Annotated in this window: 24 protein-coding genes and 1 tRNA gene; 6 read left to right on the forward strand and 19 right to left on the reverse strand. The window is 40.9% G+C overall.

Translation table 11 applies throughout. The features are described 5' to 3' along the window. Positions 1 to 61: 61 nt before the first annotated feature. Together ACNS8M_RS09245 and ACNS8M_RS09250 are read right to left on the reverse strand one after the other, a co-directional pair. Positions 62 to 1,209 (reverse strand): IS3 family transposase gene (locus tag ACNS8M_RS09245; RefSeq protein ID WP_419224768.1). Its coding sequence is split into 2 segments (ribosomal slippage): positions 62 to 957 and positions 957 to 1,209, totalling 1,149 coding nucleotides; the frame shifts between segments, so codons are not numbered across the junction. Between the two features lie 49 nt (positions 1,210 to 1,258). Beyond that, a complete protein-coding gene (locus ACNS8M_RS09250; RefSeq protein ID WP_419224769.1) occupies positions 1,259 to 1,747 on the reverse strand; it encodes a hypothetical protein in 489 nt (162 codons plus the stop codon). Positions 1,748 to 1,997: 250 nt separating this feature from the next. On the opposite strand from ACNS8M_RS09250, the gene ACNS8M_RS09255 reads away from it, so the two are divergent. Next, positions 1,998 to 2,073, forward strand: a tRNA-Asn gene (locus ACNS8M_RS09255). A 185-nt stretch (positions 2,074 to 2,258) separates the two neighbouring features. On the opposite strand, the gene ACNS8M_RS09260 is transcribed toward ACNS8M_RS09255, so the two are convergent. From ACNS8M_RS09260 to ACNS8M_RS09310, 11 genes are all read right to left on the reverse strand, one after another. Beyond that, positions 2,259 to 2,912, reverse strand: coding sequence for a tRNA-(ms[2]io[6]A)-hydroxylase (locus tag ACNS8M_RS09260; protein WP_419224770.1), 654 nt, complete (start codon positions 2,910 to 2,912; stop codon positions 2,259 to 2,261). A gap of 45 nt (positions 2,913 to 2,957) precedes the next feature. Beyond that, positions 2,958 to 3,683, reverse strand: coding sequence for a pyridoxine 5'-phosphate synthase (pdxJ, locus tag ACNS8M_RS09265; protein ID WP_168525749.1), 726 nt, complete (start codon positions 3,681 to 3,683; stop codon positions 2,958 to 2,960). 11 nt (positions 3,684 to 3,694) lie between these two features. Continuing rightward, complete coding sequence (recO, locus tag ACNS8M_RS09270; protein ID WP_419225336.1) at positions 3,695 to 4,408, reverse strand: DNA repair protein RecO; 714 nt, start codon at positions 4,406 to 4,408, stop codon at positions 3,695 to 3,697. Positions 4,409 to 4,416: 8 nt separating this feature from the next. Further along, positions 4,417 to 4,614, reverse strand: coding sequence for an NF038104 family lipoprotein (locus tag ACNS8M_RS09275; RefSeq protein ID WP_419224771.1), 198 nt, complete (start codon positions 4,612 to 4,614; stop codon positions 4,417 to 4,419). Between the two features lie 22 nt (positions 4,615 to 4,636). Next, positions 4,637 to 5,665, reverse strand: a complete 1,029-nt coding sequence (gene era / locus ACNS8M_RS09280) for a GTPase Era (protein ID WP_168418160.1) — start codon at positions 5,663 to 5,665, stop codon at positions 4,637 to 4,639. Beyond that, positions 5,662 to 6,363: a ribonuclease III gene (gene rnc / locus ACNS8M_RS09285; protein WP_168418159.1), complete on the reverse strand. Its 702-nt coding sequence runs from the start codon at positions 6,361 to 6,363 to the stop codon at positions 5,662 to 5,664. The genes era and rnc overlap by 4 nt, the downstream gene beginning before the upstream one ends. Further along, positions 6,335 to 6,706 (reverse strand): DUF4845 domain-containing protein, encoded by a 372-nt coding sequence (locus ACNS8M_RS09290; RefSeq protein WP_419224772.1) that lies wholly within the window; start codon positions 6,704 to 6,706, stop codon positions 6,335 to 6,337. The genes rnc and ACNS8M_RS09290 overlap by 29 nt, the downstream gene beginning before the upstream one ends. A gap of 24 nt (positions 6,707 to 6,730) precedes the next feature. Continuing rightward, positions 6,731 to 7,558 carry a signal peptidase I gene (gene lepB / locus ACNS8M_RS09295; RefSeq protein WP_419224773.1) on the reverse strand — a complete coding sequence of 276 codons (828 nt, stop codon included), beginning with the start codon at positions 7,556 to 7,558 and terminating at the stop codon, positions 6,731 to 6,733. A gap of 21 nt (positions 7,559 to 7,579) precedes the next feature. Beyond that, positions 7,580 to 9,397, reverse strand: a complete 1,818-nt coding sequence (gene lepA / locus ACNS8M_RS09300; RefSeq protein WP_194557563.1) for a translation elongation factor 4 — start codon at positions 9,395 to 9,397, stop codon at positions 7,580 to 7,582. 269 nt (positions 9,398 to 9,666) lie between these two features. Continuing rightward, entirely contained in the window at positions 9,667 to 10,113 is a 447-nt protein-coding gene (locus tag ACNS8M_RS09305) for an acyl-CoA thioesterase (protein WP_019837691.1), read from the reverse strand. Between the two features lie 148 nt (positions 10,114 to 10,261). Next, the gene (locus tag ACNS8M_RS09310; RefSeq protein WP_168417808.1) at positions 10,262 to 11,644 is read right to left on the reverse strand and encodes a Do family serine endopeptidase; all 1,383 of its coding nucleotides are present in this window, start codon (positions 11,642 to 11,644) and stop codon (positions 10,262 to 10,264) included. A gap of 331 nt (positions 11,645 to 11,975) precedes the next feature. On the opposite strand from ACNS8M_RS09310, the gene nadB reads away from it, so the two are divergent. After that, positions 11,976 to 13,610 (forward strand): L-aspartate oxidase, encoded by a 1,635-nt coding sequence (gene nadB, locus ACNS8M_RS09315; RefSeq protein WP_419224774.1) that lies wholly within the window; start codon positions 11,976 to 11,978, stop codon positions 13,608 to 13,610. 178 nt (positions 13,611 to 13,788) lie between these two features. On the opposite strand, the gene mtlD is transcribed toward nadB, so the two are convergent. The 5 genes from mtlD to pabC all read right to left on the reverse strand — a co-directional run bounded on the left by mtlD (position 13,789) and on the right by pabC (position 19,144). Continuing rightward, positions 13,789 to 15,918, reverse strand: coding sequence for a bifunctional mannitol-1-phosphate dehydrogenase/phosphatase (mtlD, locus tag ACNS8M_RS09320; protein WP_286428235.1), 2,130 nt, complete (start codon positions 15,916 to 15,918; stop codon positions 13,789 to 13,791). Between the two features lie 194 nt (positions 15,919 to 16,112). Continuing rightward, entirely contained in the window at positions 16,113 to 16,529 is a 417-nt protein-coding gene (locus tag ACNS8M_RS09325; protein ID WP_286428234.1) for a PaaI family thioesterase, read from the reverse strand. A gap of 107 nt (positions 16,530 to 16,636) precedes the next feature. Continuing rightward, positions 16,637 to 17,245, reverse strand: coding sequence for a dTMP kinase (gene tmk, locus ACNS8M_RS09330; RefSeq protein ID WP_419224776.1), 609 nt, complete (start codon positions 17,243 to 17,245; stop codon positions 16,637 to 16,639). Between the two features lie 2 nt (positions 17,246 to 17,247). Beyond that, entirely contained in the window at positions 17,248 to 18,318 is a 1,071-nt protein-coding gene (gene mltG / locus ACNS8M_RS09335) for an endolytic transglycosylase MltG (RefSeq protein WP_419224777.1), read from the reverse strand. Next, positions 18,311 to 19,144: an aminodeoxychorismate lyase gene (gene pabC, locus ACNS8M_RS09340; protein WP_419225337.1), complete on the reverse strand. Its 834-nt coding sequence runs from the start codon at positions 19,142 to 19,144 to the stop codon at positions 18,311 to 18,313. Before pabC ends, mltG begins: the two co-directional genes overlap by 8 nt. A gap of 171 nt (positions 19,145 to 19,315) precedes the next feature. Between pabC and ACNS8M_RS09345 the strand changes: the two genes are divergently transcribed. Continuing rightward, positions 19,316 to 20,326: a sulfate ABC transporter substrate-binding protein gene (locus ACNS8M_RS09345; protein WP_419224778.1), complete on the forward strand. Its 1,011-nt coding sequence runs from the start codon at positions 19,316 to 19,318 to the stop codon at positions 20,324 to 20,326. Between the two features lie 64 nt (positions 20,327 to 20,390). Here the strand turns inward: ACNS8M_RS09345 and ACNS8M_RS09350 are convergent, their stop codons facing one another. Continuing rightward, positions 20,391 to 20,600, reverse strand: a complete 210-nt coding sequence (locus tag ACNS8M_RS09350; protein ID WP_286428231.1) for a hypothetical protein — start codon at positions 20,598 to 20,600, stop codon at positions 20,391 to 20,393. Here ACNS8M_RS09350 and ACNS8M_RS09355 point away from each other — a divergent pair. From ACNS8M_RS09355 to cysW, 3 genes are all read left to right on the forward strand, one after another. Next, the gene (locus tag ACNS8M_RS09355) at positions 20,592 to 21,197 is read left to right on the forward strand and encodes an alpha/beta hydrolase (RefSeq protein ID WP_168460106.1); all 606 of its coding nucleotides are present in this window, start codon (positions 20,592 to 20,594) and stop codon (positions 21,195 to 21,197) included. The two genes, ACNS8M_RS09350 and ACNS8M_RS09355, sit on opposite strands and share 9 nt — an antisense overlap. 84 nt (positions 21,198 to 21,281) lie before the next feature. Continuing rightward, entirely contained in the window at positions 21,282 to 22,115 is an 834-nt protein-coding gene (cysT, locus tag ACNS8M_RS09360) for a sulfate ABC transporter permease subunit CysT (protein ID WP_168460108.1), read from the forward strand. After that, on the forward strand, positions 22,112 to 23,005 hold the full coding sequence (cysW, locus tag ACNS8M_RS09365) for a sulfate ABC transporter permease subunit CysW (RefSeq protein ID WP_168460110.1): 894 nt from the start codon (positions 22,112 to 22,114) through the stop codon (positions 23,003 to 23,005). The genes cysT and cysW overlap by 4 nt, the downstream gene beginning before the upstream one ends. The last annotated feature ends 9 nt before the right edge of the window (positions 23,006 to 23,014 follow it).

Here is a 23,014-nt window from a genome sequence, read left to right on the forward strand (position 1 = left end):
AGAGGTGGTCCCACTTGTTTGAACAACTAAAAGCTTATTTATAAGTGATATTCTGCTCTAGTTAAGCTACCTTATTTTGTTGTGGTAGCTGGTCATAGTAAAACTCATCTGGAGTCATTTTGTCCAGACTCGAATGAGGTCGTTTCAAATTATAAAATTCAAAATATGCGTTTAATTGCTTCTTCGCATCCAAAACATTGCTGTAGGCTTTGAGATAAACCTCCTCATATTTAACGCTCCGCCATAATCGTTCAATCATCACATTATCGACCAATGAACAGCGATGCTGCGCAAGATTACCGTCCATGCTGATTTGGATGTCATTTGATTTTAACACTTCAATAAACGCATCACTGGTAAATTGACTGCCTTGGCCTGTATTAAAGATTTCAGGTCGACCATATTTTTCAATAGCTTCATTTAATGTTTCTATACAAAATGCAACCTCCATACTAATCGATACGCTATGGGCAAGCACCTTACGGCTGTACCAATCAATCACAGCACATAAGTAGACAAAGCCTTTTGCCATAGGGATATATGTTATATCCGTTGCCCACACTTGATTACTCCGTTGAATATTCAATCCTTTGAGCAGATATGGATATTTACGGTGAGCTTGATTGGCCTGACTTAGATTTGGTTTACGATATAACGCATTAATGCCCATTTTTTTCATTAAAGTACATGTATGACGTCGTCCTATATGATGTCCTTGACGGTTCAATAAATCACGCATCATACGGCTACCTGCAAAAGGGTATTGCATATGTAATTCATCAATACAGCGCATCAGCTTCAGATCTGATGCACTCACAGGTTTTGGGCGATAGTAATAACAACCACGGGAGACTTTCAGTAGCTTAGCTTGCTTAGATACTGAAATCTGAAGTGAGTCGTCGATTAACTTTTGTGGTTGAAGCGGCCCAGTTTCTTCAACACACCTTCTAAAAAATCAATTTCTAATGCCTGCTCACCGATTTTTGCATGTAGTTTTTTTAGATCAATGGGTGGTTCTGCTGGAGCTTTTGATTGATCGAAGGCTTGCGAGGAAGCCGAAATCAATTGATTTTTCCAGTCGATAATTTGGTTTTGATGAACATCAAATTCAGCACTCAATTCAGCAAGTGTTTTTTCTGCTTTAATCGCAGCAAGTGCTACCTTAGCTTTAAAATCATTTGAATGATTTCTTCTTGGTCTACGTGCCATAAAATACTCCTTATATCGATGTTTATAACATCATTTGGGGAGCAAAATATCACTTATAGGTGTTGTTCAAATTTCCTGATCCACCTCTCTTTTTTAATGCGGTAATCAGTTCAGATTTTGAAACTTCAGGTCGAGATGTACCTTTAAATTCACATAAATAACGAAAAGCAGAGTTTAACTCGACACGTAAGATTTTTTGCTCAGACAGCGACCACACCCGTGAACGGTTACTGCCCGAAAGTGCACTGCCTGCCAATTGATATAAATATAGGTCATGGTCACGTTGCAATGGTTTTTTCGTGCCATTGTCAGGATGGTCTGACAATAACTGACAAGGCGATTGAATCAGCCATTTTTCACTGAACCATAGCTGCAATAAATCACCCAAATACAAATCTTGATGCGTCAAAGGCCAAACTTGAATATAAGCACCTTGAACAGGTGTTGCGTACTGTTCAGGGTTAGAAAGAATAGAAAGATAATGTTCTTGATAATAAGAAAAATTTGAAAAAATATCAGAAATGCTAAGCGTATTCATGCGCTTACTCCTATTTAGCCATTTTAGTGCTGGCAAGTTGGGTTAAATCCACACTGTTTAAGTTTGCACTTAAACACTTTGTTATGCCATTCAGACTAACAATCGTTTTTTCATGATGCAAGTTTTGTCAGGCATTTTTTGGAAAATATTATTTTTTTGCTCAAATAAAAAGCATATAAAATAAAAATGAAAGGAACATGACAGTTTTTGCTTGACCCTTGCTTAAATCTGCTTATAATCGCATGCAGATTCTCCCATAGCTCAGTCGGTAGAGCGACGGACTGTTAATCCGCAGGTCCCTGGTTCGAGCCCAGGTGGGAGAGCCAAATTCTAAAAAGCCCAAGCATGATGACTTGGGCTTTTTATTGCCTGAAATTTATTGGTTGGGCTTCTTTTTAAATACCCAAAGCTTGAGAGATAGCCGCATTTATCAACACGTCTATAAGCCTCAAAATATAAAAAGCGAAACCGAAGTTCCGCTTTTATCTGCATGCAAAGTTATCTATACAGTTTAAACAGCTTGTGCAGGCACACCACTATGAAAACGGAACAGATCATCTGGACTGAGAATTAAGTTCTTTTCCACTTCACGTATATGCTGAATTCGCCCCTGAATATCTTCTTCTGGGTTTTTCAGTTTTGCTGTTTTAGCCACATCCAACGCCAGTGCCAAATAATCTTCATAATGGCGTGATTCAGATTTAAGCAAATAACGATAATACTTACCTAATTCTTCATCAACCAAAGGAGCAAGCGCATAAAAACGCTCACATGAACGCGCTTCTACAAATGCACCAATCATCAGTACATCAATTAATGCTTCAGGCTCATAGGTTCGGATTTCTTTACGTAACCCCCCCGCATAACGCCCCGCACTTAAACCCTGCCACGCCTGCCCACGCTTTGCCATGAACTCCAATACTTGTTCATAGTGCAGCATTTCTTCACGTACCAATTGCGCCAATTTGACCTGTAAATCGGTAAAAAAGCTGTAACGGAACATCAGGTTCATGGCTGTACCCGCTGCTTTCTTTTCACAGTTAGCATGATCCTGCATCAAAATATCTAAATTTTTTAATGCTTCATCTAGCCAAGCTTGCGGCGTTTCACAACCTAAAAATGCAATCACAGGCTGCATTAATTCATCATAATTTATGCTAGACATAACTTTTCAAATTTTATCTTTCAATCTTAAATATACAGATTCAAATTAACGCGCTGCATCAATCGCGGCTTTCATGCGTTTTACGGCTTGTTCCAAACCGACAAATACTGCATCACCAATTAAAGCATGACCAATATTTAACTCATGGATGTGCGGGATCGCAGCAATTGGGCCTACATTTTCTAAATTCAGTCCATGTCCTGCATTAATCACCAAACCACGACTGGCTGCATATTCAACACCTTGCAAAATGCGGGTTAGCTCAGCCTGTTGTGCGGCTTCACTTGCTGCATTAGCATAGGCACCTGTATGAATTTCAATCGTTGGTGCACCACATGCCACTGCTGCATCAATTTGCGCAATATCAGCATCAATAAACAGTGAAACGTCACAACCCATTGCGGTTAATTCTTGCGTCGCTGCCTTAACAGCTTCAAAATTCCCCACAACATCTAGACCGCCTTCTGTGGTTACTTCTTCACGACGTTCAGGCACCAAACACACATGCTGAGGACGAATTTCTTTGGCAAATGCGATCATTTCTTCAGTCACGGCCATTTCCAAATTCATACGGGTTTTTAGCAATGGACGCATACGACGTACATCATCATCCTGAATATGACGACGGTCTTCACGCAAATGCAAAGTAATTCCCTCTGCACCCGCTTGCTCACAAATCAACGCGGCCTTTACAGGGTCTGGATAGTTCGTGCCACGCGCTTGTCTTAAAGTTGCCACATGGTCAATATTGACACCGAGTAAAGCCATAATAGATTCCTACATTACGCTTGAGTTTGAGAATTCTGAATCCACAATTGGCGACTTTTTAAAGGTCGATCACCCAACAGTGAACTAATCATTTGCCGATACAGCCTAGACAGCAATTGTAACTGCTCTGGGTTAAAATCCCTACCCTTTTCATAGTCACACATACTCAGAATCTGTGCACCGAGTAAGTTTGACCGTGAAGCTTGAGCGGTGGGAATAAAACCATCATTGAGCTGAAAATGATAATGCAGATTAGGTTGAATTGCTTCCTGATTGGCATCGACCAAGAAATCGATGGCATAACCTAATTCTTCCAATAAAGCATGTTCAAACTGACGCAAAATCTGTCTTAAAAACTGATTTGGATTTTCTTGGCTAGATAAGTGCTGCAAATACGCTAAGGTCTGATGATATTGCACAAAAGTTTCAGGCATTTCGACTTCGACCGAACAGAGTCGCAACACAATTTCATTTAAATAAAAACCTGAAAAAAATGCATCGCCAAAGAAAAAAACAGGCTGATTGACAATTTCCAGTTTAGTGAAGTTTTTAAGCTCTGATTTTCCCGATGCCTGAATACGAATCGGTTGATATTGCGGTGGTGGCATTTGTCTTAAAATACCATCGACCCGCCCATGTTCACGAGTAAACAAATGCACAATATGGCTTCGTTCACGGTATTTACGATGATGGATGAGATAACCATGCAAGATTTCATTGCGCATAATTGCGTCAATTAATCCCGTTCTTTGGCTTTTTCTGGCTGAGATTCTTCGTCATCACCATCTGGAATGACAGCACCGACGACAGCAGCAGTGCCTTTGACCACACCTTTCGTAGTTTTATAGGCAACTTTAACGGGAACTGTCACAACTTTATGAATACAACCTTGCAAGACAAACATACATGCCACAATTGCCAACACTTTCATCATCACAGTTCCCTTTTATTCAAACTTAGATATCGCTATATCCTAAGCTTTTTAATGCACGTTCATCGTCAGACCAGCCGCCTTTGACTTTCACCCAAAGCGTCAGCATGATTTTTTGCTCGAACATTTTTTCCATGTCGACCCGTGCATCCATACCAATTTTTTTTAGTTTTGCGCCTTTTTCACCAATCACAATGGCTTTTTGACCCGGGCGATCTACAAAAATAGTGGCATCAATATAAGTACATGGTGCTTTCATACGACCTGTTTTTTCATTCAAAACAGCATCTTCTGTTTTAAATGATTCGATTTGTACTGTTAAATCGTAAGGCAGTTCTTCACCCAATTGACGCATGATCTTTTCACGAATAATTTCAGATGCCAAGAAGCGCTCAGAACGGTCTGTGATTTGATCCAACGAATACAGTGGTGGTTGGAATGGCAAATAGCGCTCAATCGTGTCACGCAAATGATCGAGGTTCGCGCCACGCAGTGCCGATACAGGTACAATTTCGGCAAAGTTCATTAACTTGGCACGTTCCTGAATAATCGGCAATGCCTGATTTTTATTTTCAAAAGTATCAAGTTTGTTGATGACTAGAATCACTGGCATTTCTGCATTTTTCAGCTTTTCCAAAACCAGTTCATCATTTTGGGTCCACTTTTGTGCATCCACCACAAACAGAACTAAATTTACATCGCGCAAAGCAGAAGATGCAGCACGGTTCATCATTTTGTTGATGGCACGTACTTCTTTTTTGTGCATCCCTGGTGTGTCTACAAACACAGCTTGAGATTTTTCACGGGTATCAATACCCACAATTTTATGGCGAGTGGTTTGTGGCTTACGTGAGGTAATTGAAAGTTTTTGCCCCAATAAGTGATTCATGAGGGTCGATTTACCCACATTCGGGCGACCAACAATCGCAACAAAACCACTGCGGAAATCAGATGGTATTTCAGTTCCCTGACCGCTAAAGAATTGGTTGATTAAGTCATTGGCGTCGTTATTCGACTCGTGATCAGCATCTACGTGATCGGAATGGATGGTCATTCAGACTTTTGCTCCAAGAATTTTAAAATATCTGCCGCTACTGCCTGCTCGGCAAAGCGACGGCTTGAACCTTCACCCTTCATTACAGGTAAACTATCGACTCGGCATTCCACAATAAAATGCTGATTCGGTGCATCACCCTGAATATCTACAACCTCGTAAACCGGGAGAGGTTTTTTACGTGCTTGTAAATACTCTTGTAAGCGGGATTTTGGATCTTTGAGTTGATCGGTTGGCTCAATGTGATCTAAATACGGGCTATACCATTTTAGCACAATGGATTGCAGCAAATTTAAATCGCTACTATCGACATAAATAGCACCAATAATCGCCTCTACGGTATCTGCTAGTATAGACTCACGATGATGACCGCCAGATTTCAATTCACCAGTACTGAGAATTAAATTCTGACTCAATTTTAAATCATTGGCGATTTTACCCAAGGCTTCTTGGCGTACCAAGGTTGCCCGCATACGGGTTAAACGCCCCTCATTTTCGTGAGGATAGGCCTCATATAAATAATTGGCGATAATCATGCCCAATAATGAATCGCCTAGAAATTCCAGGCGTTCGTAATTGTGTTTATGACTGACCGAGCGATGGGTTAAAGCCAGTTTAAGCAATTCAGTTTGCTTAAACTGATAGCCAATACGGCTGGCTAGGCGGGTCTCATTTAGCTTGGACTGAGCTTTGATCAAAACTTTTCTCGAATTTCATTACAATATCAATATTCAATAAGAATGGTTTTCTTATTTCATATTCTTTTTTCACTTGCAGACCATCAACATTCGTGACTTGAGCAACATCTGCAAATTGAATATCGCGAATGTTGTTCATGCTTAAACGCTTATCCATTTCACCAATAAATTTTTGTGGTGTGAGGTTTTTTGGCCCGTTCAATAACTGCTCTTCAATTTGGTTATCCAACATTCGATCATCGAAATATGGCCCCCAAACTGCAATTGCAACTTTTGCCATAAATGCAAAACCAATAATTGCAATTAAAATTGCAATATAAGATGCACCTTGTTGATGACGCATTTTTTATTTTCCTAATCTGCTGTATTAATCAATTTTGCCGTTACGACTAAATGACGGCATATTAAACCCAGGCTCTTTATGCATCCACACATAGAATGCACGACCTGTTAGGTTTTCCTCTGGTACAAAGCCCCAAAAACGACTGTCAGCACTTTGATCGCGGTTATCCCCCATCGCGAAGTAATGACCTTCTGGAACTTTGACTTCCCAATATAAACCATTTTCTGCTGAATATTTACCATTGTCTACATAGTTCAGGAATGGTGCCTGACGTGCCACATTCACCCCTTCTAGCTCACGCATAGTAAAAGTGTGCTTACCCAAAGTTTCCTGATGGTAAATTGAAGCTGGTGTATCTAAACTGTCTTTGTCGCGGCTAAACTGAATTGGTGTTTTACTCACTTTTTCACCATTGATACTCAGCTGACCATGATCATAGACAATATGATCGCCCGGTAGACCGACAATACGCTTAATGTAGCTGATACTTGGTTGTGGTGGATAACGGAAAACTGCTACCTCGCCACGTTCTGGTGAACCCACATCAATAATTTTACTGTTGATAATTGGCAAGCGCACACCATATTCAAACTTATTCACCAAAATAAAATCGCCTGTTTCCAAGGTTGGCACCATCGAGTCAGACGGAATATTAAATGGCTCATATAAGAATGAACGTAGTACCATCACTACCGCCAAAACAGGCCAAAAGTCATAGGCCCATGTAATAATGAAATTTTCATTGCCTCGGCCTTTGTTGGCTCTTTGCTTAAATACAAATTTATCCAACAACCACACTGCAATAAAAAACAGCGTAGCAGGAACGAGAATCAAATTAAAATCAAAATCCATGGGCTTGTTATCCTTATAATTTTAGCGATCGACTTTTAATACTGCCAAGAATGCTTCTTGTGGAATTTCAACACTTCCCACTTGCTTCATACGTTTCTTACCTTCTTTCTGTTTGGCAAGTAATTTCTTCTTACGTGAAACGTCACCGCCATAACATTTCGCAAGTACGTTTTTACGCATTGCTTTTACAGTTGAACGTGCAATGATCTGTGCGCCAATCGCAGCCTGAATAGCCACATCAAACATTTGACGTGGAATCAAGTCTTTCATTTTTTCAACCAAGGCAATGCCACGGTGACGTGCATCTTGACGGTGACAAATCATCGCCAAAGCATCTACCTTTTCACCATTAATCAGTACATCCACCTTAACCAGTGACGAACTTTCAAAACGGACAAAGTTATAATCTAAAGATGCAAAACCACGTGAACATGACTTCAATTTATCAAAGAAGTCCATCACCACTTCTGCCATTGGAATTTCAAAAGTAACAGACACTTGGTTACCCAAGAATTTCATATCTTTTTGCACACCACGACGCTCAATACACAAGGTCATGACGTTACCTAAGTATTCTTGTGGCACTAAAATATGACATTCGGCAATGGGTTCACGTAAATCTTCAACTGTTGAACCATCAGGCATTTTTGATGGGCTGTCGATATAAACTGTTTCGCCATTTTTCATCACCGCTTCATAAATTACAGTCGGTGCAGATGAAATGAGGTCTAAGTCGTACTCACGTTCTAAACGCTCTTGTACGATTTCCATGTGTAGCATACCCAAGAAGCCACAACGGAAACCAAAACCTAAGGCATCTGAACTTTCTGGTTCAAAGAACAACGCTGAGTCGTTAATTTGTAGTTTGTGCAATGCTTCACGAAAAGGTTCAAAATCGCTGGCATCAATCGGGAATAAACCTGCATAGACCTGCGGTTTCACCTTTTTAAAGCCTGGTAATGTTTCAACTTCTGGTGTGGTTGCAAGCGTGATGGTATCACCCACTGGCGCACCAAAAATGTCTTTAATTCCTGCAATTACGAAGCCCACTTCGCCTGCTTCTAAAATACCGGTTTCAGTATGTTTTGGATTAAAAATACCCACAGATGTGATGATGTGCGTTTGACCTGTCGATTTCATCAACATCTTGTCGCCTTTACGCACACGACCCTGTTTGATACGCACCAAAGACACAACGCCCAAGTAGTTATCAAACCATGAGTCAATAATTAAAGCTTGTAGCGGTGCTTCGCGGTCACCTTGTGGTGCTGGAATCACATTCACCAAAGTTTCTAGAACATTGTCGATGCCTAAACCTGTTTTTGCAGAACAAGTTGGTGCTTCTTGTGCTTCAATACCAATAATTTCTTCAATTTCATGAATCACACGCTCAGGCTCTGCCTGCGGTAAATCAATTTTATTGAGTACAGGTAAAACTTCTAAGCCTTGCTCAATGGCGGTATAGCAGTTTGCAACCGACTGTGCTTCTACACCTTGAGCAGCATCCACCACCAATAGCGCACCTTCACAAGCGGCTAAAGAACGTGACACTTCATAAGAAAAGTCGACGTGTCCTGGGGTATCAATGAAGTTTAACTGGTATTCCTGACCATTTGGATGGTTATAGTATAAAGTCACCGATGTGGCTTTAATGGTAATCCCACGCTCACGCTCAAGCTCCATAGAATCCAACACCTGCGCTTGCATCTCACGATCTTGTAGACCGCCACAGGTTTGAATGAAACGATCTGCCAGAGTCGATTTACCATGATCGATGTGCGCAATGATCGAAAAGTTACGGATGTTTTTAATATCAACAGATTTTTTAGCTTGCGCCATGGGTTACCTTAAAAAATAACACGCCCTGCACCTTAAAATTCATGCAGAGCAAAAGCCGAATAGAAATTGCGAAGGATTATAGCAGATGGATTTTTCAATGTATCCATAATAATGAGTTCCTTTTGCTGCCCTTTAGTTTTTTCTTTTTATACAGCAGACTTAGACATTTTATGTGTAGATTTAAATACTTTATGAATCTTAAAAACCTCAAGATATAACGAATCGTAATACCCAACTAGAGCACACTCGGTACTTAACTTATCTCTCGACTAATCATAAGCACTAAAATCTAAAGGATTAACATCTGCAGCCAGTGGCTGATAAGCTTGCGTAAAGGTAGGTGACATACGCTTTGGACGGCCTGTGGCAATTTCCACACATGCCCATTGTGTGCTACCCATAAATAACAGGCTTTTATCTTGCGGGCGATAAAATGCATACTGACGAAATGAATACAGCGCATTCAAATCACTGAGCCACGTTCGTAAAATCAGCTCCTCTCCTTCGAGAGCTGCTTTACGGTATTGCACATGGTGTTCTACAGCGACCATGGCATGTTTCAGCTTCAAATATTCTTGTACACCTAAACCTAGCTGCTCTATATGCGCCGATGCCACATCTTGCATCCATTGCACATAAACCACGTTATTCACATGACCCAAAATATCTATATGTTCAGGTTGAACCGTGATTTTTAAATCAAATATGCTGCTCATTGCATCCTTTTTACTAGAAACTGCCGTGTCTGCTTAGTCTATCAAAAATATTCAATTAGCATAAAAAAAGTCGCTCTGTTTGAAGAGCGACTATTATGCGAATGATCATTTATATTGAGATCAAATTAACACTGACAGATGCTTTAACTTATTGAATACGCATCCCAATAATGGCACGTTGCCCTTGACGAATAATCACGACCCGAGCAACTGAACCTTTTTTCAGGGTAGATACCGTTTCAACAAACTGGTTGGCATTTTGAATTGGAGTATTATTCAGTTGTACCACCACATCGCCTGGCATAATACGCGCCTGAGCTGCTGAACCACCACGACGCACTTCCTGAATGAGCACACCACCTTTAATATCTAACTGGCGTTGTTCTGCAACAGTTAAATCACGAATAGACACACCTAAGACAGGGCCTTTAGCAGCAGTTTCAGGGTTGTTTTTTGCAGGCGTATCATCAGGTGCTGTACTGACTGTAGCGGTAATATTACGGCGTTTGTCATCACGTAATACTTCAAGCTGAATACTCTGATTTGGCACTGAACGGTTTAAATAGTTCAACAATTCTGAAGTTCGGGAAATTGGCGTACCGTTATATTTAAGAATAACATCACCCGCACGTAAGCCCGCACGTGCAGCAGGAGAATTTGGCGCAACTTGAGTAATCAATGAACCTTCTGGTTTGCTCAGTTTATAGGATTCAGCCAAATTACGGTCAATATCCTGCAAACTCACCCCTAAATAAGAGCGGGTCACTTTACCATTTCGTTTTAACTGATCGGCCACGTCCATTGCTACATCAATAGGAATAGAGAATGACAACCCCATATAACCACCCGTACCACTAAAAATACGGGAGTTCACGCCCACAACCTCACCACGCTGGTTGAACAGTGGCCCACCTGAGTTACCTGGGTTTAAAGCTACATCGGTCTGAATAAAGGGTACTGAGGTTTCACCCATCATATTCCGCATTTTTGCACTAACAATCCCTGCCGATGCAGAATAGTCAAATCCAAATGGAGAACCAATTGCAAGCACAGGCTCACCTACACGCAATTGATCGACATTGCCTGTACGCAACTCTGGGAAACTAGCACCTTGCACTTTTAATAAAGCAACATCAGTACGTTCATCACTACCCACCACAGTTGCATCTAATTCACGGCGGTCATTCAGTACAATTGTAACTTTTGAAGCATCTTCCACCACGTGGTGGTTCGTTAAAAGGTATCCATCTTTACTAATAAAAAATGCACTGCCATAACCTGTTTTTTCTTGTGGCAATTGTTGTTGTGGAATAATGACTTGATTGCCAAAAAAACGGCGTAAAATTTCTGGAACTTGTTGTTGTAAGAGTTCTTCCTGACTCATTTTTTTGACAACATTGACACTCACAACAGCAGGACTCACCTGCTCAACCAAATTAGAAAAGTCTACTGGTGGTGCTGCTTGAGTCTGCACAGTTGCCATAGTAAAAACAGCCGCATATAAACCTTTTTTTAAATTGCGATTTTTCATAAATAGCATTCACTCAATAATAATTATGACTTTGAACCCATCTTATTTATCACAAAATTACTCGGTTTTGCGTAATAAAATGTTGAATCTTTTCAGTTTCAGCTTTTAGTTTATTGCAATTAAATCAGTTTGATGAGATTGAATATTTAACCATGCTGAATCTGACTTAAAGCTCAACATCTGAAATAGATTGGACAAAATTGTCATAAAAGTTGGAATATTCCATAAAAGTTTCTCGTTTATTCTTTTTTTTTCATTATTCATGCCCACTTCGCACTTGCGTTTTTCTGCAAAAAGGGGTGTCATTATCCAACTTTTTTCAAATTAGCTGATGGACATGTCTAATTTAAACACAACACATCAATTTGATGTGATTATTGTGGGAAGTGGTGGTGCAGGTTTGAGTTTAGCGCTCTCATTACCCCAGCATTTCAAAATCGCCGTTTTGGCAAAATCTACCCTAACTGAAGCCAGCACCTTCTATGCGCAAGGTGGTGTTGCTGCAGTCCTTGATGAAACCGACTCAATTGAACAACATATAGATGACACCATGATTGCAGGTGCACATTTATGTGAAATTGACGCCGTAAAACAAACGGTGGAAGGCGGTAAACCTTCGGTAGATTTTCTGCTCAAACATGGTGTGCAGTTTACCTTAGACGAACAAGAGCAATTGCATTTAACCCGTGAAGGTGGCCATTCTCAGCGCCGTATTATTCACGCTGCCGATGCAACAGGTCGTGCAATTTCCACGACTTTGGTGCAACGTGCTCAAGAACAGCAAAACATCACGATATTTGAAAACTATATTGCCATTGACCTGATTACCTCACAAAAGCTTGGTTTAAACGAAGCTAATCGCTCATTGGGCTTATATGCACTAGATGAAAGTACTCAAAAAGTACATACCTTCCTTGCTCCATTTACTGCACTTGCCTGCGGCGGCGCAATGAAAGCCTACCTTTACACATCAAACCCAGACATTGCGACGGGCGATGGTATGGCCATGGCATACCGTGCAGGTTGCCGTGTAGCCAATATGGAATTTAACCAGTTCCATCCAACCTGTTTGTATCATCCTCAGGCGCGTTCTTTTTTAATTACTGAAGCCATGCGTGGTGAAGGTGCATATTTACGTTTACCTGATGGCGAACGCTTTATGCTGCGTTTTGATGAACGAGCAGAACTCGCTCCGCGTGATATTGTGGCACGTGCAATTGACTATGAAATCAAGCGTTTGGGTATTCGTCATGTATGGCTAGATATTACCCACAAGCCTGCAGAATTTGTCAAGGAACACTTCCCTACACTGTATGCACGTTTGCTGGAATTAGGCATTGATATCACTACAGATATGATTCCGGTTGTACCTGCTGCCCACTACACTTGTGGCGGGGTGATGGTCAATGAACATAGCCAAACCGATATTTCTGGTTTATACGCGATTGGTGAAACGTCTTATACAGGTTTGCATGGCGCTAACCGTATGGCAAGTAACTCTCTTTTAGAATGTTTTGTCTATGGTATGGCAGCCGCCAAACATATTGAAGCCCATTACACCGCAGATTATAGCTCGCCTGAAGTCCCTGCTTGGGATGATTCGCAAGTGACCAACCCTGACGAAGATGTGGTGATTTTACAAAACTGGGATGAGCTACGTGCAACCATGTGGAACTATGTCGGCATTGTACGTACCACTAAGCGTTTAGAGCGTGCCTTGCACCGTATTGAAATGTTAAAACGTGAAATCACCGAGTATTATCAGGACTACCAAGTTAGTAAAAACCTGATTGAGCTGCGTAATTTGGTTCTGGTTTCTGAAATGATTGTACGCTGTGCCATGCAACGCAAAGAATCACGTGGTTTACACTTCACGCTGGATTATCCTGAGCTTGCGCCTGAATTGCGTAAAACTGTGCTCATTCCACCTAATTTCCAAGTGGAAACTCCATTGGTGAATGAGTGATCTGATTGCTTGTTACGCAACAGCATTTGCATAAAAGTATCTGTGAATAAAGTGCATTCGAATTCTAATGCAAGAAAGCACCGAATCGTATTCCATAACACGATTCGGTATTTTATCATTTTGAATATGATGACGTTAACTTACTAAACCTCCTCCTAAGAATTCATCAAGTTGAGTTTTATATTACGGCTGCAACTTGAGTATCATCTTGAATAAATGCTTCTAAGCGAACTTGACCAGCCAATAGTTGCTGTAATTGGTGGCTAATTGTGTACTGCAATTGCTGCCGTGTCTGTTCGTATATAGGCGCATTTTGCAATTGTTTTGACAAATGCTGTAATGCTGCTTGAGTCCCCAACTGCTGCATTTTAATTGCATACAGATAGCCCAACACCACTCCTTTCTTCACATAATTTGCAGCTAAATCATGCTGCAGATGATAAATCAAAGCACCCATCACCCGTTCATTGGCTGAGAGTTTACGCAAAGGGTCACGTGCCACACGCTGACACGGGTCTTTATAGGCATGTTCACATGAGTCCAGAAAGCTCTGTGCCAGATGCTTTAAGTTTTGCTGACGATGCGGCAACTGTGCAGCTAATCCCAACGCTACTTGTGCCGAAACAGCGCGGGTAAAATCTGCAACCAATGGGTCTGCCATTGCGACACCAATACTGTTATGCCCTATTAAACTGGATAACCAAGCCATCATGGCATGTACACCATTCCATAAACGATTTTTAATGAGTTGGATTTCGGCAATATCATCTACCAAAATCATTTGACGCATGTGTTGCAATAATGGACTGGCATTTTCCACATAAATAGGCATGTCACTTTCAGCATGAAATAAAATTAAATCCATACTTTGCAAAATGTGACTGGGCTGAAAATTGCGTCTTAAATCTTCTACATATAAGGTGGCTTGACGCTCTTGCTCAGGCTGCAATCGAGTATTGTCTTCAATTTCAATTGGCTCTGCTTCGTCATCCAACTGAAATTGCTTAAAAATATTATACTTGATGCGTAATTGGCGATATAAGTTTTGATCGCTTAATTTAGAGACCATTCTATTTACGACAGTATCGCAAAAATAATGCTGCGCCATAATTTTGGCTGCCGTATCGGGATCCAACAACGTCTCTAACGCCTGATGAATATGCGTCATCAAGAGCTGTTTTGCCCCAACTTTATTTAAAATTACCAAAATAGTTAAAGGCTGATGGAGTTCAACTTGCGCTATAAAACGGGCATATAAGCCCTGCGCAATTACTTTAGCCTCTTGCTGTAAAGCATGTTCAGGCAAACATAATGCAATTAGGCTCGACTCCACATACATTTGCTGCATCTGCTGCAAGTTCTCCGCATCAATGATGTGCATATTTTCAATTCGTTCATCATAAGAACATTGTCCATAACGAATTGAATACGTTCCAAAGGCGTTTACTGCAGAACGATATAAGGTATTCCGTGTAGAAGCATAAATACGTTTAGGACGGGTATAGCCATCCCAGTGCGATAAAATTTGGGCCAAATAGCCCCCACCTATTGCACCAAAACCATGAATCCCCACACTCAACTGATTTAAAGTTTGCGGGAAGGCCTCTTGTAAACTCGGCATTTCCAATACAGGAATAACTTGATTTAAGTCATCTAAATAAGCTTGCATACTTGCGTAATAATGCTGCGTGAGTGACAACATATTAGCATTAGGTTTTTTGATATCCCGAAATAGTATGGTTATGCCACCCGCTGCATGTGCAGATTTGATTCCATTTTCAGAATCTTCCAGCATGAAACATTCGCTGGGTTCTAGATTAATTTTTTGTGCGGCTGTTATAAAAATTTCAGGATGTGGCTTGCCCTGTTGCACCTCATCGCCACAAACTAATACATCAAAAAACTTATAGACATTGGCATTAATCAAATATTCTTCGGCAATGGCACGACGACTAGACGTAGCAACCGCCATTCTCAAGCCAGACTTTCGTAACCGCTCTAATACCTGCAACAAACCTTTTTTAATGGGCACACCAAAATTGCGCACACTTTCTAGTTCTAGTTCATCAGCACGCTGACGGATCTCACGGTAAGGAATGTCTGCACTATATTCTGCTTGCGCCAGTTGTTCAGCGCTCTTTGCACTCAAACCCAAACATTGCATGAGGTATACGTCTGAAAATTCAACGCCAATGAGCTCCTGAGATGCCTGCTTCAATGTTTGAAACCGTAATCGTTCAGTATCAAACATTGTTCCATCCATATCAAAGATTGCTCCATGAACAATATTGTTCTTAAATTTAAGCATTTAGCTCCCTTGTTTTATCACTTACGGGTTGCTAGCTTAGACAAAAGCAGATTTGTTCTATATGAAAAACATAAAATGAAATATTTGTGATTATTTTTTAACCAATCAAACCCTGATTTTCATGTGGTATGTGTACATATGTAACCACATGGTAAATATAAGTAACTAAAATTAAGATAAAGCTGACTTTATTCTCAGCCAATCTGTGGAATCGAATACGTCCCTGTGACATGCGCCACGGCATCATCTACACCTTCGGAATATACCCAAACCTCACCGACCACGAGGTTTTTCCCTACTTTCATTAAGCGACATTCACCACGTAAATTACGCCCTGCTGCGGGCTTGCGTAAAAAGTTGATGTTTAAATTACTGGTCACCGCCAAAGCCACCAAACCCAACTCCCCTAAAATGGCGATATAAAGTGCATAGTCTGCAACAGTCATCATAGTCGGCCCTGATACCGTACCACCTGGGCGTAAATCACGTTCATCGATGTGATAATTCACCAATGCCCCACGTGGCGTGATGGACACAATTTTACATTTTTCCAGACTTTGCGGAAACTCTACTTTTAAAAATTCAATAATTTCTTCTTTGGTCATGCTCATGTTGTTCGATTCACTATTTTTCTAAATGATAAAAAATCTTCTAAAGCACAATCACTATAGAAGATTTTTTAATGCAATCAAATGCGCAAGAATGACTGATTCGCTTGTTAAGTATTTGGCTGTAAATATTGCATTGCCTGTGCAAAGACTTGATCTGGGTTTTGAGTCGCATCCAAGCGTTTTACTCGTTCAGGTTGTTGTTCCCATAAAGTTTGATAACCGCCTCTGACTTTCTCAAAGAAAGTAGCTTTCTCTTGTTCAAAGCGGTCTAACTCACCCCGAGCACGTGCACGGGTCATACCCAGCTCAATTGGGGCATCCAACCAGAAAGTTAAGTCAGGCATACGTGCCACAAAATGGCTATTCAGCATGTTCAACTTCGCTACGCTTAAACCACGGCCAGCACATTGGTAGGCAAAACTTGCATCACTAAAACGGTCGCATAACACAGTTTTACCTGCAGCAAGTGCAGGTAAAATCACCTGATCTAAATGCTGTGCACGTGCGGCATACATCAACAACAGCTCTGTGTCGGAACACATTTTTTCTTCATGCTTAACGCTAAGTAACAAATTACGAATTTGCTCAGCCATAGCTGTGCCACCTGGTTCACGGGTGAGTACCACAGACTGGCCTTGTGCCGTAAGATAATCGTGAATACGTTGAATCAGTGTGGTTTTACCTACACCTTCGGTGCCTTCAAAACTAATAAACATACTTATTCCCCTGACTTTTTGGCACGTATTACGCTTAAATATTCTTGTACAGCGCGGTTATGATCTTGCAAATTGGTACTGAATTTATGCCCACCATTGCCTGTCGCCACAAAATAAATATTGTCAGACTGATCTGGATGTATGGCTGCTTCAATGGCTTTTTGACTTGGTAAAGCAATTGGTGTTGGCGTTAAGCCACTCATGGTATAGGTATTGTATGGCGTTGGCGTGCGTAAATCCTGACGGGTAATATTGCCCTGATATTTATCGCCCATTCCATAAATAACAGTTGGGTCGGTTTGCAAACGCATGCCCAGTTTTAAACGGCGTACAAACACCCCAGACACTTGCCGTAATTCAGCATCAACATTGGTTTCTTTTTCAATAATTGAGGCCATAATCAAGGCTTCATATTTATTTTTATAAGGTAAATCTGCTGCTCGATTATTCCAAGCATCATCCAATGCTTTCATTTGACGCTGATATAAATCGGTTAAAATTTTACGATCAGTTTCACCTTTAGCAAAAAAATACGTATTTGGTGCAAACAACCCTTCTGGATGTGCATAAGGAATATTTAAAGCTTTCAGCAATTCTGCATAAGGTAAATGCACTACTTCTTTACTAACCAAATCATCTTTCTTTAATGCCTCAATCAATTGCTTAAAGGTCGTGCCTTCAATAACCAAAATGCGGTTCATTTGCGCATTTTCAGCATTGGCGATCATTTCCATAACCTGACGTACACTCATGCCCTGACGCACTTCATATACACCTTTCTTCATGCTGTCATGGATCATCACCCGTTGGTACAACTTTAAAACTATTGGAAAGTTCACATGATCATCTTCAGCCAAACGATCAATAAAGCGTGAATACGTGTCGCCCTCATTAATCGCCAATAATTGTTTTTGACCTTCAACAGGATACTCTCTAAACAGACTTGACCATAAAATCACGCCAAGCACCAGTAATAGCCCCAGTATAAAAATGATGCCACCTTTCAAGGCACGTATAGACTGTACTGTATTAGTTTTCTTTTTAGATTTTGATGGGCGTTTAGGTTTAGACATAAGAATGTATCTGATTCAGTTGAAGTTGCTTAAATAATTGAATACACGGTTGCACATCCAAAAGCTGTGACTGTAAATGGTTGGCAATTTTCATTGGACTAAGCGCATTGCAAAAAAACAAACTTTGAATGTTCGCAATTTCTGCAGCATCTACATCACGTTGTTCACACGTAATATTGTGCTGTTGCATCCGCGACAAAATTTCAGCCCGCATCACGCCGTGCACGCCATTATAACCAAGTTGTGGGGTAATCCATGTATTGTTTATAAGAATGAAACAATTACTACTCACACCTTCAACCACACGCCCCTGCACATCGGTCACCAAAGCCTCAAGCCACCCCGCTTGATCTGCCTCTTGTTTTAATAAAACCTGTTCAAGACGGTTCAAACTTTTTACACCAACCAACTGCGGCATTGTCAGGCCAATGGTCTGTTCTAAGACGCCGCTTTGAATGATTTCGTAGTAGTGTTCTGCCCCCAAAGTTTCTTGCGCCTGAGGATAAAAGAATACCCATACATCGGCAGGATGTTCGGGCAAGCTATAACCACGTTGACCCTCACCACGACTCAGCACAAGCTTTAATGTGCCATTTAACTTGCCCTGTTTTTGTTTTAAATCGGCAAGTGTTTTGTTAATAAGTTCAAGATTTGCAGTTAAATGCATGTGTTCTTTGGCATGTGCTAAACGCGCTAAATGACGATGCCACAACTCAACTTGATTGTTGCGAATCCGTGCAGTGCTAAAACAGCCATCGCCATAATGAAATGCTCGGTCTAATAGGTGGATGTGCTCAATAGGCTCAGCATTTTTATAACACTGCATAGACGACTTACTCATGATTTATCACAAAATATAAAAAAGAATGAAGAAATTTATATTTATCATTTGCTGATATTCACCGCATTTTAAATTATTTTTTAAGAAAATGAACTGACTATATGCTTGCCTCATTCAACTCAGCACACAACAAAGCATAAACCAATGAGGTCAATCATGAGCTTTTCAAAATTTAAAATTGGGGTACTGGCAGCCATACTTTCTAGCACAGCACTGAGTGTATCTGCAAAAGACTTTCTCAATGTTTCTTACGACCCTACCCGTGAATTATACGAAGATGTCAATCAACACTTTGACAACTACTGGAAAAAACGCACTGGACAAACTATTAATTTCAAGCAATCACACGGTGGCTCAGGTAAACAGGCACGTGCGGTTATTGATGGCTTAAATGCCGATGTTGTGACCCTAGCTTTAGCAGCGGATATAGATGTTATTGCAGAAAAAGCCAAACTATTACCCGCTGACTGGCAAAAAAAGTTACCGAATAACTCAACTCCATACACATCAACCATCGTATTTTTAGTCCGCCAAGGTAACCCTAAAAATATTAAGGACTGGGGCGATTTAGTTAAACCAAATGTTGCAATCATCACACCAAATCCGAAAACCTCAGGGGGCGCACGCTGGAATTACTTAGCAGCCTGGGCATGGGCTAAACATCAACCTGCTGGGAATGATACCAAAGCCCAAGAGTTTGTACGTCAAATCTATAAACAAACCAAAGTTCTTGATTCAGGGGCACGCGGTTCAACCACCACTTTTGCAGAGCGTGGTATTGGAGATGTCTTACTGGCTTGGGAAAATGAAGCTCATTTAGCGATTCGTGAACAGCCGGGTAAATTTGAAATTATTACCCCAAGCCTTTCTGTATTGGCAGAACCACCTGTGGCTATTGTCAATAAAAATGCCGAGAAAAAAGGCAATCAGCATCTTGCTCAAGGCTATTTAAACTTCTTGTACTCTCCTTTAGGGCAGGACTTAGCAGGTAAGCATTTTTACCGCCCACGCAGCGCAACCGCATTGACCAAGTATCAGCACGTATTCAAACCTTTAAAATTGGTCAGCATTGATCAAGAATTCGGTGGCTGGGAAAAAGTGCAGAAAGTCCATTTTGAAAATGGTGGTATTTTCGATCAAATTGTAAAAGCCAACGCTGCAAAATAAGCATGTGAAGGACTTGGGCAAGCACCCTCATTGAAAAATAGGGGTGCTTTTTTACCCTATTTTCTTATATATCTTTTTTATTCATATAAAATTCATTTTTAATTATTTTTTTTGCATAGAAACTCTCGCTATTCTTCGTGCAGGTTTCAAAAATGACTTTTAAACAATGGTCTAGTGATTTGAATTGCAAACCTAACCAGACCTTCCACTCAAAAAGTGGAACAGCAACGTCATTAATGTACATATATTTTTCAGGAGCATCGACATGATTCATACCGTAATTGTTCCAGGCGTGGGTGGCAGCGAACATGCTCACTGGCAGTCTTGGTTACAACGACAACTCATGTCTTGCTCACGTGTGCAACAACAAGACTGGAATTTACCAATTTTAAGTCATTGGGTGGCTGAGTTTGTGAAAACTGTTGCGCCTATTCAGGACGATATCCAAATCGTGGCACATAGCTTTGGCTGTCTGACCACAATTGCAGCCTTGGCACAATATCCTGAACTACAAGAAAAAATTAAAAATGTAGTTTTGGTTGCGCCTGCTAACCCTGCACGTTTTGGTGAATCAGGTTTTGCACAGCAAAGCCAAAACAACTATTTAGCTTATTTTAAGCAGCTCAAATGGTCTGTACCGACTCAATTATTAATTAGCGAAAATGACCCATGGCTAAGCTTTGAAGATGCGCAAGCCTTAGCGCAAACATGGCAATTAAAGCCTATTAATTTAGGTCAAGTTGGACATATTAATGTCGCTTCTGGCTTTGGTGCTTTCCCTGAGATTCATCATTATCTCATCTCACAAAATACGATGTCGCATATCAGCAATACTGATAACAGCAAGTATTTATTTAAATTTGCAATTTAACCCTTGCAAACTATGCTTGTGCCGAATTTACATTTTCTTTGCTCTGTTTGTTTTCAAACACAATTCTCTCTTTGAGGAGTCATCATGTCGCAGCGATCCCGAGTGCTGCCAGGATTTGGTCTTTCTCTAGGCTTTACCCTAGCGTATTTATCCTTAATTGTTCTTATTCCCTTATCGGCAGTATTTATTAAATCGCTTGGTATTGGTTGGGATGGTTTATGGGAAATTTTAAGTTCAGAACGTATTCTAAAATCTTTGCAATTAAGTTTTAGTGCTGCGCTCATCGCTGCCTTTATTAACGTGGTCTTTGGCCTGTTATTGGCATGGTGCCTAGTTCGCTACAGTTTCCCAGGCAAACGTATTATAGATGCGTTGGTCGATTTACCATTTGCTCTACCGACCGCAGTAGCAGGTATTGCGCTGACTTCTTTATATGCACCCACGGGTTGGATTGGTCAATATTTAGAACCGATTGGCATTAAAGTCGCTTATACCCCAATCGGGATTACCTTGGCCTTGATTTTTATTGGTATTCCATTTGTGGTACGTACCGTACAACCTGTATTAAGTGATTTAGAAACCGAACTGGAAGAAGCTGCATCGGCACTAGGAGCAAACCGTTTTCAAATTGTCAGTAAAGTGATTTTTCCTATTTTACTGCCTGCCTTAATCACTGGCTTTGCTTTGGCATTTGCTCGTGGTGTAGGCGAATACGGCTCTGTTATTTTCATTGCAGGTAATCAGCCTTTTGAAACTGAAATTGCACCGTTAATGATTATTTCTCGCTTGGAAGAATACGACTACGCAGGTGCAACTACCATTGCTGTGGTGATGTTACTGATTTCTTTTGTGATGCTATTCCTTATTAATTTATTACAAGCATGGGCAAGCCGTCGCACAGGGAGAACTGCACGATGAGTTTAAATACCAACAGCAATGCTTTGGCTGAAAAACTACAGTCACGCGATGCCACTCGTGAACCGACTTGGGTGCGTTATACCCTAATTGCGATTGCCTTAATCTTCTTTTTAAGCTGCTTAATCTTGCCGCTGATTCTGGTCTTTGTAGAAGCATTTAAACAAGGTGTGGGGGTTTATGCACAAGCACTGGTACATCCAGACACGCTATCGGCAGTGAAATTAACCTTACTGACCGCAGCCATTGCAGTCCCTTTAAACGTGGTTTTTGGTGTTGCAGCCGCATGGGCAGTCGCCAAATTCAACTTTCGCGGCAAATCTATCCTCACCACGCTAATTGATATGCCATTTTCAGTTTCTCCAGTCATTGCAGGTTTAATGCTGGTGTTGATTTTTGGTACACAAGGCTGGATGGGCGGCTGGTTGATGGAACATGACATCAAAATTTTATATGCCGTTCCTGCAATTGTGATCGCAACCATTTTTATTACTGTACCTTTTGTAGCCCGCGAATTAATTCCATTAATGGAAGCACAAGGCACAGAAGAAGAAGAGGCAGCAATTGTGTTGGGTGCATCAGGCTGGCAAACCTTTTGGAAAGTCACTCTACCCAATATTAAATGGGGTTTAATTTACGGCGTGATTCTGTGTAATGCACGTGCGATGGGTGAGTTTGGTGCAGTATCGGTTGTGTCTGGGCATATTCGTGGTGAAACTAACACCCTGCCACTTCACGTCGAAATTCTCTATAACGAATATACCTTTAGTGCTGCGTTTGCAGTGTCATCACTCTTGGCACTCTTGGCTATTGTAACCCTAATTTTAAAAACCTGGGTAGAAATTCGCCAAGAAAAACAAAACCAACGTAATGAAGATTCAACCGTTTCTTAAGGAATGACC

The sequence above is a fragment of the Acinetobacter sp. A2 genome, assembly GCF_048537555.1.
Classification (GTDB): Bacteria; Pseudomonadota; Gammaproteobacteria; order Pseudomonadales; family Moraxellaceae; genus Acinetobacter.

Coding starts and splice junctions, on each gene's coding strand:
- ACNS8M_RS09250 (WP_419224769.1), bottom strand. CDS start 1,747: ATGAATACGCTTAGCATTTCTGATATTTTTTCAAATTTTTCTTATTAT.
- ACNS8M_RS09260 (WP_419224770.1), bottom strand. CDS start 2,912: ATGTCTAGCATAAATTATGATGAATTAATGCAGCCTGTGATTGCATTT.
- ACNS8M_RS09275 (WP_419224771.1), bottom strand. CDS start 4,614: ATGATGAAAGTGTTGGCAATTGTGGCATGTATGTTTGTCTTGCAAGGT.
- era (WP_168418160.1), bottom strand. CDS start 5,665: ATGACCATCCATTCCGATCACGTAGATGCTGATCACGAGTCGAATAAC.
- ACNS8M_RS09290 (WP_419224772.1), bottom strand. CDS start 6,706: ATGCGTCATCAACAAGGTGCATCTTATATTGCAATTTTAATTGCAATT.
- lepB (WP_419224773.1), bottom strand. CDS start 7,558: ATGGATTTTGATTTTAATTTGATTCTCGTTCCTGCTACGCTGTTTTTT.
- lepA (WP_194557563.1), bottom strand. CDS start 9,397: ATGGCGCAAGCTAAAAAATCTGTTGATATTAAAAACATCCGTAACTTT.
- ACNS8M_RS09305 (WP_019837691.1), bottom strand. CDS start 10,113: ATGAGCAGCATATTTGATTTAAAAATCACGGTTCAACCTGAACATATA.
- ACNS8M_RS09310 (WP_168417808.1), bottom strand. CDS start 11,644: ATGAAAAATCGCAATTTAAAAAAAGGTTTATATGCGGCTGTTTTTACT.
- nadB (WP_419224774.1), top strand. CDS start 11,976: ATGGACATGTCTAATTTAAACACAACACATCAATTTGATGTGATTATT.
- mtlD (WP_286428235.1), bottom strand. CDS start 15,918: ATGCTTAAATTTAAGAACAATATTGTTCATGGAGCAATCTTTGATATG.
- ACNS8M_RS09325 (WP_286428234.1), bottom strand. CDS start 16,529: ATGAGCATGACCAAAGAAGAAATTATTGAATTTTTAAAAGTAGAGTTT.
- tmk (WP_419224776.1), bottom strand. CDS start 17,245: ATGTTTATTAGTTTTGAAGGCACCGAAGGTGTAGGTAAAACCACACTG.
- mltG (WP_419224777.1), bottom strand. CDS start 18,318: ATGTCTAAACCTAAACGCCCATCAAAATCTAAAAAGAAAACTAATACA.
- pabC (WP_419225337.1), bottom strand. CDS start 19,144: ATGCAGTGTTATAAAAATGCTGAGCCTATTGAGCACATCCACCTATTA.
- ACNS8M_RS09345 (WP_419224778.1), top strand. CDS start 19,316: ATGAGCTTTTCAAAATTTAAAATTGGGGTACTGGCAGCCATACTTTCT.
- ACNS8M_RS09355 (WP_168460106.1), top strand. CDS start 20,592: ATGATTCATACCGTAATTGTTCCAGGCGTGGGTGGCAGCGAACATGCT.
- ACNS8M_RS09350 (WP_286428231.1), bottom strand. CDS start 20,600: ATGAATCATGTCGATGCTCCTGAAAAATATATGTACATTAATGACGTT.
- cysT (WP_168460108.1), top strand. CDS start 21,282: ATGTCGCAGCGATCCCGAGTGCTGCCAGGATTTGGTCTTTCTCTAGGC.
- cysW (WP_168460110.1), top strand. CDS start 22,112: ATGAGTTTAAATACCAACAGCAATGCTTTGGCTGAAAAACTACAGTCA.